This window comes from Shigella sp. SIG3 (assembly GCF_053555855.1).
In genome coordinates this window covers 1-13,707 of the sequence record NZ_JBQZXE010000018.1, presented here as the reverse complement: position 1 = coordinate 13,707, position 13,707 = coordinate 1, and the positions used below count along the sequence as shown (strand labels likewise).

The 13,707-nt window shown below is 54.0% G+C and carries 13 protein-coding genes; 9 read left to right on the top strand and 4 right to left on the bottom strand.

The genetic code is table 11. The annotated features are described in order from the left end of the window. Window positions 1-60: 60 nt before the first annotated feature. Window positions 61-1,146 carry a lytic murein transglycosylase B gene (gene mltB / locus ACUU1I_RS05915; protein WP_005051417.1) on the bottom strand — a complete coding sequence of 362 codons (1,086 nt, stop codon included), beginning with the start codon at window positions 1,144-1,146 and terminating at the stop codon, window positions 61-63. Between the two features lie 255 nt (window positions 1,147-1,401). Here mltB and srlA point away from each other — a divergent pair, with 255 nt between their 5' ends. The 7 genes from srlA to gutQ all read left to right on the top strand — a co-directional run bounded on the left by srlA (window position 1,402) and on the right by gutQ (window position 6,348). Beyond that, the gene (gene srlA, locus ACUU1I_RS05910; protein ID WP_000573321.1) at window positions 1,402-1,965 is read left to right on the top strand and encodes a PTS glucitol/sorbitol transporter subunit IIC; all 564 of its coding nucleotides are present in this window, start codon (window positions 1,402-1,404) and stop codon (window positions 1,963-1,965) included. Further along, window positions 1,962-2,921, top strand: a complete 960-nt coding sequence (srlE, locus tag ACUU1I_RS05905) for a PTS glucitol/sorbitol transporter subunit IIB (RefSeq protein WP_000196934.1) — start codon at window positions 1,962-1,964, stop codon at window positions 2,919-2,921. The genes srlA and srlE overlap by 4 nt, the downstream gene beginning before the upstream one ends. A 10-nt stretch (window positions 2,922-2,931) precedes the next feature. Next, window positions 2,932-3,303, top strand: a complete 372-nt coding sequence (gene srlB, locus ACUU1I_RS05900) for a PTS glucitol/sorbitol transporter subunit IIA (protein ID WP_000216201.1) — start codon at window positions 2,932-2,934, stop codon at window positions 3,301-3,303. 3 nt (window positions 3,304-3,306) lie between these two features. Then, entirely contained in the window at window positions 3,307-4,086 is a 780-nt protein-coding gene (gene srlD / locus ACUU1I_RS05895) for a sorbitol-6-phosphate dehydrogenase (protein WP_001077342.1), read from the top strand. Window positions 4,087-4,190: 104 nt separating this feature from the next. After that, window positions 4,191-4,550: a transcriptional regulator GutM gene (gene gutM, locus ACUU1I_RS05890; RefSeq protein WP_000252902.1), complete on the top strand. Its 360-nt coding sequence runs from the start codon at window positions 4,191-4,193 to the stop codon at window positions 4,548-4,550. A gap of 66 nt (window positions 4,551-4,616) precedes the next feature. Next, window positions 4,617-5,390, top strand: a complete 774-nt coding sequence (gene srlR / locus ACUU1I_RS05885) for a glucitol operon DNA-binding transcriptional repressor SrlR (protein ID WP_000804550.1) — start codon at window positions 4,617-4,619, stop codon at window positions 5,388-5,390. Continuing rightward, complete coding sequence (gutQ, locus tag ACUU1I_RS05880) at window positions 5,383-6,348, top strand: arabinose-5-phosphate isomerase GutQ (protein WP_001287425.1); 966 nt, start codon at window positions 5,383-5,385, stop codon at window positions 6,346-6,348. The genes srlR and gutQ overlap by 8 nt, the downstream gene beginning before the upstream one ends. On the opposite strand, the gene norR is transcribed toward gutQ, so the two are convergent. Beyond that, the gene (norR, locus tag ACUU1I_RS05875) at window positions 6,345-7,859 is read right to left on the bottom strand and encodes a nitric oxide reductase transcriptional regulator NorR (protein ID WP_000010784.1); all 1,515 of its coding nucleotides are present in this window, start codon (window positions 7,857-7,859) and stop codon (window positions 6,345-6,347) included. The two genes, gutQ and norR, sit on opposite strands and share 4 nt — an antisense overlap. A gap of 186 nt (window positions 7,860-8,045) precedes the next feature. On the opposite strand from norR, the gene norV reads away from it, so the two are divergent. Further along, complete coding sequence (gene norV, locus ACUU1I_RS05870) at window positions 8,046-9,485, top strand: anaerobic nitric oxide reductase flavorubredoxin (protein ID WP_000029622.1); 1,440 nt, start codon at window positions 8,046-8,048, stop codon at window positions 9,483-9,485. Next, window positions 9,482-10,615 (top strand): NADH:flavorubredoxin reductase NorW, encoded by a 1,134-nt coding sequence (norW, locus tag ACUU1I_RS05865; protein ID WP_000064736.1) that lies wholly within the window; start codon window positions 9,482-9,484, stop codon window positions 10,613-10,615. The genes norV and norW overlap by 4 nt, the downstream gene beginning before the upstream one ends. Window positions 10,616-10,742: 127 nt before the next feature. Here the strand turns inward: norW and hypF are convergent, their stop codons facing one another. Beyond that, window positions 10,743-12,995, bottom strand: coding sequence for a carbamoyltransferase HypF (gene hypF, locus ACUU1I_RS05860; protein ID WP_001107604.1), 2,253 nt, complete (start codon window positions 12,993-12,995; stop codon window positions 10,743-10,745). Between the two features lie 152 nt (window positions 12,996-13,147). After that, on the bottom strand, window positions 13,148-13,675 hold the full coding sequence (gene hydN / locus ACUU1I_RS05855) for an electron transport protein HydN (RefSeq protein WP_001078769.1): 528 nt from the start codon (window positions 13,673-13,675) through the stop codon (window positions 13,148-13,150). Window positions 13,676-13,707 lie beyond the last annotated feature (32 nt).

Here is a 13,707-nt window from a genome sequence, read left to right as displayed (position 1 = left end):
GAGGATTCAGAAAAAAGCTGATTAGCCAGAGGGAAGCTCACGCCCCCCTCTTGTAAATAGCTACTGTACTCGCGCCAGCGCCACGGCTTGTCCTAACTGCCAGACCGCCATTGCGTAATGGGTGCTGTGGTTGTAACGGGTGATGGTGTAGAAGTTCGGCAGACCGTACCAGTACTGGTAGCCGGTGCCAACATCCAGACGCAGCAGGCTGGCTTGTTGATGGTTGCCCAGCGGCTGCTGTGGCGTTAAACCTGCGGCGGCAAGCTGCGAAATGCTGTACTTAGTTTTGAAACCATTTGGCAAGCCTGGAGCCTGACCGTTTGCCATTATCGCGACCTGATCGCCTTTCACCCAGCCGTGCGCTTTGAAATAGTTCGCCACGCTACCGATCGCATCAACCGGATCCCACAGGTTGATATGCCCGTCGCCGCTGAAATCTACCGCATATTGTTTGTAAGACGACGGCATAAACTGTCCGTAGCCCATCGCCCCGGCAAAGGAACCTTTCAGATTGAGCGGATCGTCCTGCTCGTCGCGCGCCATCAGCAGGAAGGTTTCCAGCTCGCCAGAGAAATACTCCGCGCGGCGTGGGTAGTTAAATGACAGCGTTGCCAGCGCATCGAGGATGCGAGTTTTCCCCATCACGCGCCCCCAGCGGGTTTCAACGCCGATAATCCCGACGATAATTTCCGGCGGTACGCCATACACCTGCCACGCGCGATTCAACGCATCTTCATACTGATTCCAGAAAACCACACCGTTCTGCACGTTGTCCGGCGTAATAAATTTTTTGCGATAACGCAGCCATGCGCCGTTCGGACCTGATGGCGGTTTCACCGATGTGGTTGGTGCCTGGTTATCCATCAGCCGCAGTACCGAATCCAGACGCTTCGCCTGGGAGAGAATTTCCTGCAACTGCTGACGATCGAAACCGTGTTTGTTCACCATTTTGTCGATGAACTGCTGGGCATTCGGGTTATTAGCGAAATCGCCGCCCATCTGCATCACATTGTGCTGCGGCTCAAGCAGGAAGCCGCCAGACGGCGTTCCGGTGGTCGTTTCAGTCTCAGTAGGTTTTGGCTTGCTGCTACAGGCGGCAAGCAACACAAAAAGGGGAAGCAATGTTACATAACGACGCTTGAACATGAGGGGTCCATTTAACAGATTCAACCAGGGGCAAGTATGGTAAAGCATCACGCCCCGCACAAGGAAGCGGTAGTCACTGCCCGATACGGACTTTACATAACTCAACTCATTCCCCTCGCTATACTTTTACTCAAACTTTCAAATTAAAATATTTATCTTTCATTTTGCGATCAAAATAACACTTTTAAACCTTTCAACCTGATTAGATTAGGTTGCCGTTTGGTAATAAAACAATAAATCCTGAAGGAGAGAACAATGATAGAAACCATTACTCATGGTGCAGAGTGGTTTATCGGGCTGTTCCAAAAGGGCGGAGAGGTGTTTACCGGAATGGTGACCGGCATTCTTCCGCTGTTGATTAGCCTGCTGGTTATCATGAACGCACTGATTAATTTTATCGGTCAGCATCGTATTGAACGTTTTGCTCAACGTTGCGCCGGTAACCCTGTTTCCCGTTACCTACTGTTACCGTGCATTGGCACGTTTGTCTTTTGCAATCCGATGACCTTAAGCCTAGGTCGCTTTATGCCGGAAAAGTACAAACCCAGCTACTACGCGGCGGCCTCTTATAGCTGCCACTCAATGAATGGCCTCTTCCCCCATATCAACCCTGGCGAACTGTTTGTTTATCTTGGCATTGCCAGCGGTCTGACAACGCTGAACCTGCCACTTGGCCCACTGGCGGTGAGTTATCTGCTGGTTGGTCTGGTCACCAATTTCTTCCGCGGCTGGGTGACCGATCTGACCACCGCCATTTTTGAGAAAAAGATGGGCATTCAACTTGAACAAAAAGTTCACCTGGCAGGAGCAACATCATGACGCGTATTCGGATCGAAAAAGGAACGGGTGGCTGGGGCGGCCCGCTTGAGCTGGAAGCTACGCCGGGCAAAAAAATCGTCTATATCACCGCCGGTACCCGGCCTGCGATTGTTGACAAACTGGCACAACTTACTGGCTGGCAGGCTATTGACGGATTTAAAGAAGGTGAACCCGCGGAGGCGGAAATTGGTGTCGCGGTAATCGACTGTGGCGGCACATTACGCTGCGGCATCTATCCGAAACGACGTATTCCCACCATTAATATCCACTCGACGGGCAAGTCCGGTCCGCTGGCGCAGTACATTGTGGAAGATATTTATGTCTCTGGCGTAAAAGAAGAAAACATCACTGTAGTGGGTGATGCGACACCACAACCCTCTTCCGTGGGCCGTGACTATGACACCAGTAAGAAAATCACCGAACAAAGCGATGGTTTACTGGCGAAGGTGGGAATGGGCATGGGGTCCGCCGTTGCCGTGTTGTTTCAGTCTGGTCGTGACACCATCGACACTGTATTAAAAACCATTCTGCCGTTTATGGCATTCGTCTCGGCGCTCATTGGCATCATTATGGCTTCTGGCCTTGGTGACTGGATTGCCCACGGTCTTGCTCCGCTGGCGAGCCATCCACTGGGTCTGGTCATGCTGGCGCTCATCTGCTCCTTCCCACTGCTTTCACCTTTCCTCGGCCCAGGCGCAGTTATCGCACAGGTTATCGGCGTATTGATTGGCGTGCAGATTGGTCTCGGCAATATTCCGCCGCATCTGGCTTTACCGGCACTGTTTGCCATCAACGCGCAGGCGGCCTGCGACTTCATCCCGGTCGGTTTGTCGCTGGCGGAAGCCCGTCAGGACACGGTTCGCGTCGGTGTCCCTTCTGTACTGGTGAGCCGCTTTTTAACCGGCGCGCCGACTGTACTGATCGCCTGGTTTGTCTCCGGTTTTATCTATCAATAGAGGCTGAAACATGACCGTTATTTATCAGACCACCATCACCCGTATCGGCGCGAGTGCCACTGACGCCCTCAGCGACCAGATGCTCATCACCTTTCGTGAAGGCGCGCCAGCGGACCTCGAAGAGTATTGCTTCATTCATTGCCACGGCGAGTTGAAAGGTGCACTCCATCCCGGTTTGCAATTTTCACTCGGGCAGCATCGCTATCCGGTGACCGCTGTTGGCAGCGTGGCGGAAGACAACCTTCGCGAACTGGGTCATGTCACCCTGCGCTTCGATGGTTTAAACGAAGCGGAATTTCCGGGCACTGTCCATGTGGCAGGCCCTGTACCCGACGATATCGCGCCGGGATCGGTTTTGAAGTTTGAATCTGTTAAGGAGTAAAAAATGAATCAGGTTGCCGTTGTCATCGGTGGTGGGCAAACCTTAGGCGCGTTCCTGTGCCACGGTCTGGCTGCCGAGGGGTATCGCGTCGCGGTTGTCGATATTCAGAGCGACAAAGCCGCAAATGTGGCACAAGAAATTAACGCCGAATATGGTGAAGGTATGGCGTACGGTTTTGGTGCTGACGCCACTAGCGAGCAAAGCGTTCTGGCGCTCTCTCGTGGGGTAGATGAAATCTTTGGTCGCGTGGATTTGCTGGTCTATAGCGCCGGAATAGCAAAAGCAGCCTTTATCAGCGACTTCCAGCTCGGCGATTTTGACCGTTCGCTACAAGTGAATCTGGTGGGTTATTTCCTGTGTGCCCGTGAATTTTCGCGTTTGATGATCCGCGACGGGATTCAGGGTCGCATTATTCAGATCAACTCGAAATCCGGCAAAGTGGGCAGCAAACACAACTCTGGCTACAGCGCAGCGAAATTTGGTGGCGTCGGGCTGACTCAATCACTGGCGCTGGATCTGGCGGAGTACGGCATTACGGTGCATTCACTGATGCTCGGTAACCTGCTGAAATCGCCGATGTTCCAGTCACTGTTGCCACAATACGCGACCAAGCTGGGTATCAAACCGGATCAAGTCGAGCAGTATTACATCGACAAAGTACCGCTCAAACGCGGCTGCGATTATCAAGATGTGCTGAATATGCTGCTGTTCTACGCCAGTCCTAAGGCGTCGTACTGCACCGGACAGTCGATCAATGTCACCGGCGGTCAGGTGATGTTCTGATCAACAGCGGAGATCCGTTAAGGATCTCCGTGAGACTATAGAATGCCTGATGCGCTACGCTCATCAGGCATACAGGACTTCCGCCACTACATTAAGGAAAAGTTATGGTATCCGCACTCATCACCGTCGCCGTTATCGCCTGGTGTGCGCAACTGGCCTTAGGCGGCTGGCAAATTTCTCGTTTTAACCGTGCCTTCGACACACTATGCCAGCAAGGGCGGGTTGGCGTGGGCCGTTCCAGCGGGCACTTTAAACCGCGGGTCGTGGTCGCCATCGCGCTGGACGATCAGCAGTGCATCGTCGACACCTTGTTTATGAAAGGACTGACTGTCTTCGCCCGACCGCAAAAAATTCCCGCAATTACCGGCATGCATGCGGGTGATTTACAGCCCGATGTGATCTTTCCCCATGATCCACTATCACAGAATGCTCTATCATTGGCGCTTAAACTGAAACGTGGATAATTTCGTTGTGAATGTTACTTGCTTGCGAAGTTATCATTTTGAAACCTAAATCAGGTAATCACGCCCATGAAACCTCGTCAGCGTCAGGCCGCCATTCTGGAGTATCTGCAAAAGCAGGGTAAATGCTCGGTTGAAGAATTGGCGCAATACTTTGACACCACAGGCACAACCATTCGCAAAGATCTGGTCATTCTGGAACATGCCGGAACCGTCATTCGTACTTATGGCGGAGTGGTGTTGAATAAAGAGGAATCCGATCCGCCTATCGATCATAAAACGCTCATCAACACCCACAAGAAAGAGCTGATTGCAGAAGCTGCCGTTAGTTTTATCCATGATGGCGATTCGATCATTCTTGATGCTGGCAGTACCGTTTTGCAGATGGTTCCCCTGCTCTCGCGCTTTAATAACATCACGGTGATGACCAACAGCCTGCATATCGTCAATGCGCTATCCGAACTGGATAACGAACAAACTATCCTGATGCCAGGCGGAACATTTCGCAAAAAATCGGCCTCATTTCACGGGCAACTGGCAGAGAATGCCTTCGAGCATTTCACCTTCGATAAATTGTTTATGGGCACCGACGGCATCGATCTCAATGCGGGCGTAACCACGTTCAACGAGGTTTATACCGTCAGTAAGGCAATGTGCAATGCCGCGCGCGAAGTGATTTTGATGGCGGACTCATCAAAGTTTGGCCGTAAAAGCCCCAACGTAGTTTGCAGTCTTGAAAGCGTCGATAAGCTAATTACCGACGCAGGTATCGATCCGGCGTTTCGTCAGGCGCTGGAAGAGAAAGGGATCGATGTGATCATAACCGGAGAGAGCAATGAGTGAAGCACTACTGAACGCGGGACGTCAGACGTTAATGCTGGAGTTGCAGGAAGCAAGCCGTTTACCGGAACGTCTGGGCGATGATTTTGTTCGCGCCGCCAATATCATCCTGCACTGCGAAGGCAAAGTGGTGGTTTCGGGAATTGGCAAATCGGGCCACATTGGTAAGAAAATCGCCGCAACACTTGCCAGTACCGGCACACCGGCTTTTTTTGTCCATCCGGCAGAAGCACTGCACGGCGATCTGGGGATGATTGAAAGCCGCGATGTGATGCTGTTTATCTCTTACTCCGGTGGCGCGAAGGAACTGGATCTGATTATTCCGCGTCTGGAAGATAAATCTATCGCGCTGCTGGCGATGACCGGCAAACCGACGTCACCGCTGGGCCTGGCGGCGAAAGCGGTGCTGGATATCTCCGTAGAACGCGAAGCCTGCCCGATGCACCTTGCGCCGACCTCCAGCACCGTCAATACCCTGATGATGGGTGACGCGCTGGCGATGGCGGTCATGCAGGCGCGCGGTTTTAATGAAGAAGATTTTGCCCGCTCCCACCCAGCTGGGGCACTGGGCGCTCGCTTGCTGAATAAAGTGCATCATCTGATGCGTCGTGATGACGCTATCCCACAGGTAGCGTTAACCGCCAGCGTGATGGATGCGATGCTGGAACTCAGCAGCACCGGTCTGGGGCTGGTGGCGGTATGTGACGCTCAACAACAGGTACAAGGCGTCTTTACCGACGGCGATTTACGTCGCTGGCTGGTAGGCGGCGGCGCACTCACCACGCCAGTTAATGAAGCGATGACGACAGGCGGCACCACATTACAGGCACAAAGTCGCGCCATCGACGCCAAAGAAGTTCTGATGAAACGCAAAATCACTGCCGCACCAGTGGTAGATGAAAACGGCAAACTCACCGGCGCAATTAACCTGCAGGATTTCTATCAGGCCGGGATTATTTAATCCTTCAATCCCAGACGTTTCGCCAGCCGATGCAGGTTGGCGACGTCAGTTTCCAGCATTCGCGCACAGGCTGCCCAGTTGTGATGATTTTGTGCCAGTGCCTGGCGAATAGTTTCACGCTGGAACGCTTCTGTCGCTTCACGCAGGTTTTGCTTAACAACGGGCACCGCCGCCGCTTCTGGCGGCGGCAACGTCACCTCAGGAAAAGCAAAATGTTGCGCCTCAAGAATCACTTCATCGCCGTTGCGGGTGGCTCTCGCCAGCACTACCGCCCGATGAATAGCATGTTCCAGTTCGCGCACGTTTCCCGGAAAACTGTAGTGTTGCAGTAAATTTCGCGCCCCGGCACTTAATACCACGCGGGAGAGCCCCTGCCGCAAACGACACTGCTCGCAGAAATACCCCGCCAGCAGAATGACATCATCGCCCCGCTCACGCAGCGGCGGCACCGAAAGTGGAAACACGCTCAGGCGATGAAACAAATCGGCGCGGAATCGCCCTGCCAGCACCTCTTCGCGTAAGTCGCGGTTAGTCGCCGCCAGCACGCGCACATCGACCCGCAAACTACGGTCATTGCCAACGCGCTGAATATCGCCATACTGCAACACCCTCAGCAGCTTGGCCTGCAATGCCAACGACAACTCGCCGATCTCATCGAGAAACAGAGTACCGTTATCCGCCATTTCAAACTTCCCGCTGCGGTTACTGATAGCGCCAGTAAACGCTCCTTTCACATGCCCGAACAACTCACTTTCCGCCACACTTTCCGGCAGTGCGGCACAGTTGAGATAGACCAGCGGATTCACCGCCCGTGGCGAGGCTTCATGAATCGCTTTCGCCACCAGCTCCTTACCGGTTCCCGTCTCACCGCTGATCAGAACGTTGAGATCGGACGCCGCCACAATCTCAATCTCTTTTTTCAGTTGCGTCATGCCAGGGGACAAGCCAATCATCTGCGTCTGTTTCACCGCTTCAAACGGCGTGGCATCGCCTGGCAGCATATTCTGGCTTTCCAGTTGTTCAATCAGCAACGCATTGCTTAACGCTCCCGCCGCCAGCGCGGCAATCAGCCGTAACTCTTCGTCGCTGAAAACATCGAACTGATCGGGCTGCATCCCGTCGAGCGTCAGTGCGCCGATCAGGTTTTGTCCGACAAACAATGGCAGACCAACGCAGGCGTGAACCTTCAGACTCTCCTGCCCAGGAATCAAACCGTCATAGGGATCGGGCAATTCGCTGTCTGCGGGAAAGCGCACCACATCCCCGGCGCGGGCAATCGCTTCCAGCCGTGGATGCCCTTCCAGCGCAAAGCGTCTACCGAGTACATCCTTTGCCAGACCGTCGATGGCAAGCGGAATAAACTGCCGCGAATCGTAACGTAGCAACGCAGACGCATCGCACTCCAGCACCTGACGTAGCGTGGTGATCAGGCGCTGAAAACGATCCTGATGACCAATCCCACGCTGCAATTCGATGGCGATATTCGCCAGCACATCAACGGAAAAACTCATCTTTGCCTCACTGTCAATTTGACTATAGATATTGTCATATCGACCATTTGATTGATAGTCATTTTGACTACTCATTAATGAGCATAATTTTATTTATAGAGTAAAAACAATCAGATAAGAAACTGGCACGCAATCTGCAATTAGCAAGACATCTTTTTAGAACACGCTGAATAAATTGAGGTTGCTATGTCTATTGTGGTGAAAAATAACATTCATTGGGTGGGTCAACGTGACTGGGAAGTGCGTGATTTTCACGGCACGGAATATAAAACGCTGCGCGGCAGCAGCTACAACAGCTACCTCATCCGCGAAGAAAAAAACGTGCTGATCGACACCGTCGACCATAAATTCAGCCGCGAATTTGTGCAGAACCTGCGTAATGAAATCGATCTGGCGGATATCGATTACATCGTGATTAACCATGCAGAAGAGGACCACGCCGGGGCGCTGACCGAACTGATGGCGCAAATTCCCGATACGCCGATCTACTGTACTGCCAACGCTATCGACTCGATAAATGGTCATCACCATCATCCGGAGTGGAATTTTAATGTGGTGAAAACTGGCGACACGCTGGATATCGGCAACGGCAAACAGCTCATTTTTGTCGAAACACCAATGCTGCACTGGCCGGACAGCATGATGACTTACCTGACAGGCGACGCGGTGCTGTTCAGTAACGATGCTTTCGGTCAGCACTACTGCGACGAGCATCTGTTCAACGATGAAGTGGATCAGACGGAGCTTTTCGAGCAGTGCCAGCGTTACTACGCCAATATCCTGACGCCGTTCAGCCGCCTGGTAACGCCGAAAATTACCGAGATCCTGGGCTTTAACTTACCAGTCGATATGATAGCGACCTCCCACGGCGTGGTCTGGCGCGATAACCCGACGCAAATTGTCGAGCTGTACCTGAAGTGGGCCGCTGATTATCAGGAAGACAGAATCACCATTTTCTACGACACCATGTCGAATAACACCCGCATGATGGCTGACGCTATCGCCCAGGGAATTGCGGAAACCGACCCACGCGTGGCGGTGAAAATTTTCAACGTCGCCCGAAGCGATAAAAACGAAATCCTGACCAATGTCTTCCGCTCAAAAGGCGTGCTGGTCGGCACTTCGACGATGAATAACGTGATGATGCCGAAAATCGCCGGGCTGGTGGAGGAGATGACCGGATTACGCTTCCGTAACAAACGCGCCAGTGCTTTCGGATCTCACGGCTGGAGCGGCGGTGCGGTGGATCGCCTTTCCACGCGCCTGCAGGATGCGGGTTTCGAAATGTCGCTCAGCCTGAAAGCCAAATGGCGACCAGACCAGGACGCTCTGGAGTTATGCCGTGAACACGGTCGCGAAATCGCCCGTCAGTGGGCGCTCGCGCCGCTGCCGCAGAGCACGGTGAATACGGTAGTTAAAGAAGAAACCTCTGCCACGACGACGGCTGACCTCGGCCCACGAATGCAGTGCAGCGTCTGCCAGTGGATTTACGATCCGGCAAAAGGCGAGCCAATGCAGGACGTTGCGCCAGGAACGCCGTGGAGTGAAGTCCCGGATAACTTCCTCTGCCCGGAATGCTCCCTCGGCAAAGACGTCTTTGACGAACTGGCATCGGAGGCAAAATGAGCAACGGCATTGTGATCATCGGTTCGGGCTTCGCCGCCCGCCAACTGGTGAAAAATATTCGCAAACAGGACGCCACTATTCCATTAACCCTGATTGCCGCCGACAGCATAGATGAGTACAACAAACCCGACCTCAGCCATGTTATCAGTCAGGGGCAACGTGCCGACGACCTTACCCGCCAGACGGCGGGTGAATTTGCCGGGCAGTTTAATCTGCGCCTGTTTCCGCACACCTGGGTGACGGATATCGATGCCGAAGCCCATGTGGTGAAAAGCCAGAATAATCAGTGGCAATACGACAAGTTAGTGCTGGCAACCGGTGCCAGCGCCTTTGTCCCGCCTGTGCCTGGGCGTGAGTTAATGCTGACGTTAAATAGTCAGCAAGAGTATCGCGCCTGTGAAACGCAACTGCGGGATGCCCGACGCGTGTTGATTGTCGGCGGTGGTTTGATTGGTAGCGAACTGGCGATGGATTTTTGTCGTGCAGGCAAAGCGGTCACGCTAATCGACAACGCTGCCAGTATTCTGGCGTCATTAATGCCACCAGAAGTAAGCAGCCGCTTGCAGCATCGGTTGACGGAGATGGGCGTTCATCTGCTGTTGAAATCTCAGTTGCAGGGGCTGGAAAAAACGGATTCTGGCATTCTGGCAACGCTGGACCACCAGCGTAGTATCGAAGTGGATGCGGTAATTGCTGCCACCGGACTGCGCCCGGAAACAGCCCTGGCACGACGCGCCGGGCTGACGATTAATCGCGGCGTTTGCGTCGATAGTTATCTGCAAACCAGTAATGCCGATATTTACGCGCTGGGCGATTGCGCGGAAATTAACGGTCAGGTATTGCCGTTCCTGCAGCCGATTCAACTTAGCGGGATGGTGCTGGCAAAAAATCTTCTCGGCAATAACACGCCGCTGAAACTACCGGCGATGCTGGTGAAAATCAAAACGCCGGAATTACCGCTGCATCTGGCAGGCGAAACCCAGCGTCAGGATTTACGCTGGCAGATTAATACCGAACGCCAGGGAATGGTGGCGCGCGGCGTTGACGATGCTGACCAGCTTCGCGCCTTTGTGGTCAGTGAGGATCGGATGAAAGAGGCATTTGTATTGTTGAAAACGTTGCCGGTGTAGGTGGGCTACTGTGCCTAAAATGTCGGATGCGACGCTGGCGCGTCTTATCCGACCTACGGGGACGCATGTGTAGGCCGGATAAGGCATTTACGCCGCATCCGGCAAGGGTGTCCAAATGCAACACGCTTTATCCGTTCTGGACTTCACCCGCTAACCAACGCGCCGCAGCAATAACCCCCTGCCCCAGAGACAAACCGCCATCACCCGCCGGTAAACTCTGTGGAAAGAGCAATGTGAAATCAGCGAGATAATGCGCCAGACGTGCACGCAGCAAACGGTTATGAATAACCCCGCCGCTAAATACCAGCGTAGTGATACCACGCATCGTGGCCTGCTCACGCATCAACGCGGCAAAACCCTGCGCCAGCGCATCATGAAACGCCCACGCGCGTTGATTAACCGGTGCCTGCCAGTTCAGCCACTGCTGCCAGAAAGTGGCGAGATCCAGTTGATTGTCCACCCGCGGCATCGTCACCGGATGCGTCACTCCGTCGCATGAGGCTGCGAGCGCCTCCAGAGCACAAGCCGCTTCACCTTCATAACTTAACGTGGCTGGCGCACAGCCCAGTGCCGCCGCCACTGCATCGAACAACCGCCCACACGATGATGCCAGCGGCGCGTTAATTCCACGCTCAATGGCCCGCGCCAGTACGCTCCAGTTTTGCTGTTGCACACTTGCCGTTTCAGGGTAATTCTGCCACTCCGGCACAAAGCGCAGGCACTGCGCCAGCAGGTTTCGCCACGGCTGCTTCGCCGCCAAATCGCCACCCGGAAGCGCCACTGCAGGCAAGCCGCCCAGGTGCTCACATTCGCGATAGTTCACCCGCAGGCACTCGCCGCCCCACAAAGCGCCATTCTCCCCCATACCGATACCGTCGAGCGTCAAAGCAATGACATCACCGCCATCCAGCGGCCACTGATGCTCTGCCAGACACGCCGCTGCATGGGCATGATGATGCAGTACCGTTTGCGTCGGCAGATTCATTTCGCTCGCCCACTGGCTGGAGACATAGCCCGGATGCACATCATGCACAATGTATTGCGGAGTGAAATCGTAGATGTTTTGCATCAGGCGTAACGCTTCGCGCCACTGCATCTGGATGCCATCGTCACTTAAATCGCCCAGATGCTGACTCAACACCACTTGTTCACCGCGCACCAGGCAGAAGGTATTTTTCAGATCCGCGCCAAGACACAGCACAGGCGGAACATTTTTAAAGCCCGGAGGCAAAACCAGCGCATCCGGCACATACCCCCGCGAACGGCGCAGCATTTCGCCGCTTTCGCGCACCACTGAATCATCCATCCGCTGCACGATGTCGCGGTTATGTAGCAAGAATCCGTCGGCAATGCCCTGCAAATCCGCCAGCGCCTGTTCGTTGCTGATAGCTGGTGGTTTACCGCTCAGGTTGCCGGAGGTCATCACCAGCGGGCATTGCAGTTCCTGTAACAGCAAATGCTGGAGCGGGTTCGCAGGCAACATCACCCCGACTTCGTTAAGGCCAGGGGCGATATCATCACAAAGCTCAGGTACGTATTTTTTATCCACCAGCACAATCGGCGCAGCGGGCGTGGTAAGCAACTGGCGCGCAGCGTCTGGTAAACTTTCTGCCACTGGCAACATGACTGCCAGCGGTTTCGCCGGGCGATGTTTGCGCTCCCGCAGTGTCGCCACCGCGTTACTGTTACGTGCATCGCAGGCAAGATGAAATCCGCCAATCCCTTTGATGGCGACAATGTTGCCCATTTTTAACTGTGCGATAGCTGCCTGTAATGCCGCCTCTTGTTCTGCATGTTCACCATGACTTACCCATTCAAGATGCGGGCCACACTCCGGGCAGGCCACCGGCTGGGCGTGGAAGCGACGATCGAGCGGGTCGCGGTACTCTTTGTCACAGGCCGGACATAGCGGAAACGCCGCCATCACGGTAAACGGGCGGTCGTAAGGCATCGCGCGAATAATGGTGAAACGCGGGCCGCAGTGGGTACAGTTGATAAACGGATAACGATAACGCCGCTCGCCTGGGGTATTCATTTCGGCAAGGCAAGCAGGGCAAGTGGCGGCATCCGGGACAATTTGCGTATTCATGGTGCCGCCGGTGCTCTGGCGGATGGTGAACTCGGTGGGCAGTTGTGACCAGATAAACGGCTCACGCTCGACGCTATCAATACGCGCCAGTGGCGGACAGTGCTGATGCAATTGAACAAGAAACGTTTCCGGATCTTCCAGCAGCCGGACTTCTACGCCATCGCCGTCATTACATACATCGCCGTGAAGATTTAATTGCTGTGCCAGCTGCCAGACAAACGGACGAAAACCGACGCCCTGCACTTTGCCACGAATACGCAGTTGGACACCGCAAAATGTGTTTTTTGCCATTGAGTTATTCCCGCCATCATGAATTGCGTAACCCGCCCTGCCGGACACGACAGCGTCGTATCCGGCAGTCTCAGGTCGGCGATACCGCCCGCTCCGTATTCTACGAATATTTCCGGGAATTCCTTTGATGCCAGAACAGTTCTGTAAGATTTTTAGAACATCAGCGCCGTACGGCGGCGTTTTTCTGCGCTCAGTTGTTCAAGTTTATTACGATCGACACAAATCAGCGCATGGGTCGGGCAAGCCGCCATACACGCCGGGCCGTCTTCACGATGGTTGCACAGGTCGCATTTATTGGCTTCGGCTTTGTCAGCCCGTACATTCAGACCCGCGCCGCTGTTGCGAATCACAGGACGTACCACCACTTCCATCGCGCCATACGGGCAAGCCACCACGCAGGTTTTGCAACCAATGCAACGTTCCTGCATCACATGAACAAACCCTTTATCACAGCTGATAGCACCATTCGGGCAGACGTTAGCGCACGGTGCATCTTCACACTGACGGCAAACTGTCGCCGTGGAAATGTTCACACCTTTAATGACATGGATACGCGGTAAAAATGTTTCCGGGGTCAGCGATGCACAGTCCTGATTTTCCTGATGAGAAACCACGCACGCCACTTCACAGGTACGGCAACCAATACATTTACTCGCGTCAGCAATGATGAAACGGTTCATCAAATTCTCCAGCAATGACAGTTAATGCGCCG

Coding starts and splice junctions, on each gene's coding strand:
- mltB (WP_005051417.1), bottom strand. CDS start 1,146: ATGTTCAAGCGTCGTTATGTAACATTGCTTCCCCTTTTTGTGTTGCTT.
- srlA (WP_000573321.1), top strand. CDS start 1,402: ATGATAGAAACCATTACTCATGGTGCAGAGTGGTTTATCGGGCTGTTC.
- srlE (WP_000196934.1), top strand. CDS start 1,962: ATGACGCGTATTCGGATCGAAAAAGGAACGGGTGGCTGGGGCGGCCCG.
- srlB (WP_000216201.1), top strand. CDS start 2,932: ATGACCGTTATTTATCAGACCACCATCACCCGTATCGGCGCGAGTGCC.
- srlD (WP_001077342.1), top strand. CDS start 3,307: ATGAATCAGGTTGCCGTTGTCATCGGTGGTGGGCAAACCTTAGGCGCG.
- gutM (WP_000252902.1), top strand. CDS start 4,191: ATGGTATCCGCACTCATCACCGTCGCCGTTATCGCCTGGTGTGCGCAA.
- srlR (WP_000804550.1), top strand. CDS start 4,617: ATGAAACCTCGTCAGCGTCAGGCCGCCATTCTGGAGTATCTGCAAAAG.
- gutQ (WP_001287425.1), top strand. CDS start 5,383: ATGAGTGAAGCACTACTGAACGCGGGACGTCAGACGTTAATGCTGGAG.
- norR (WP_000010784.1), bottom strand. CDS start 7,859: ATGAGTTTTTCCGTTGATGTGCTGGCGAATATCGCCATCGAATTGCAG.
- norV (WP_000029622.1), top strand. CDS start 8,046: ATGTCTATTGTGGTGAAAAATAACATTCATTGGGTGGGTCAACGTGAC.
- norW (WP_000064736.1), top strand. CDS start 9,482: ATGAGCAACGGCATTGTGATCATCGGTTCGGGCTTCGCCGCCCGCCAA.
- hypF (WP_001107604.1), bottom strand. CDS start 12,995: ATGGCAAAAAACACATTTTGCGGTGTCCAACTGCGTATTCGTGGCAAA.
- hydN (WP_001078769.1), bottom strand. CDS start 13,675: ATGAACCGTTTCATCATTGCTGACGCGAGTAAATGTATTGGTTGCCGT.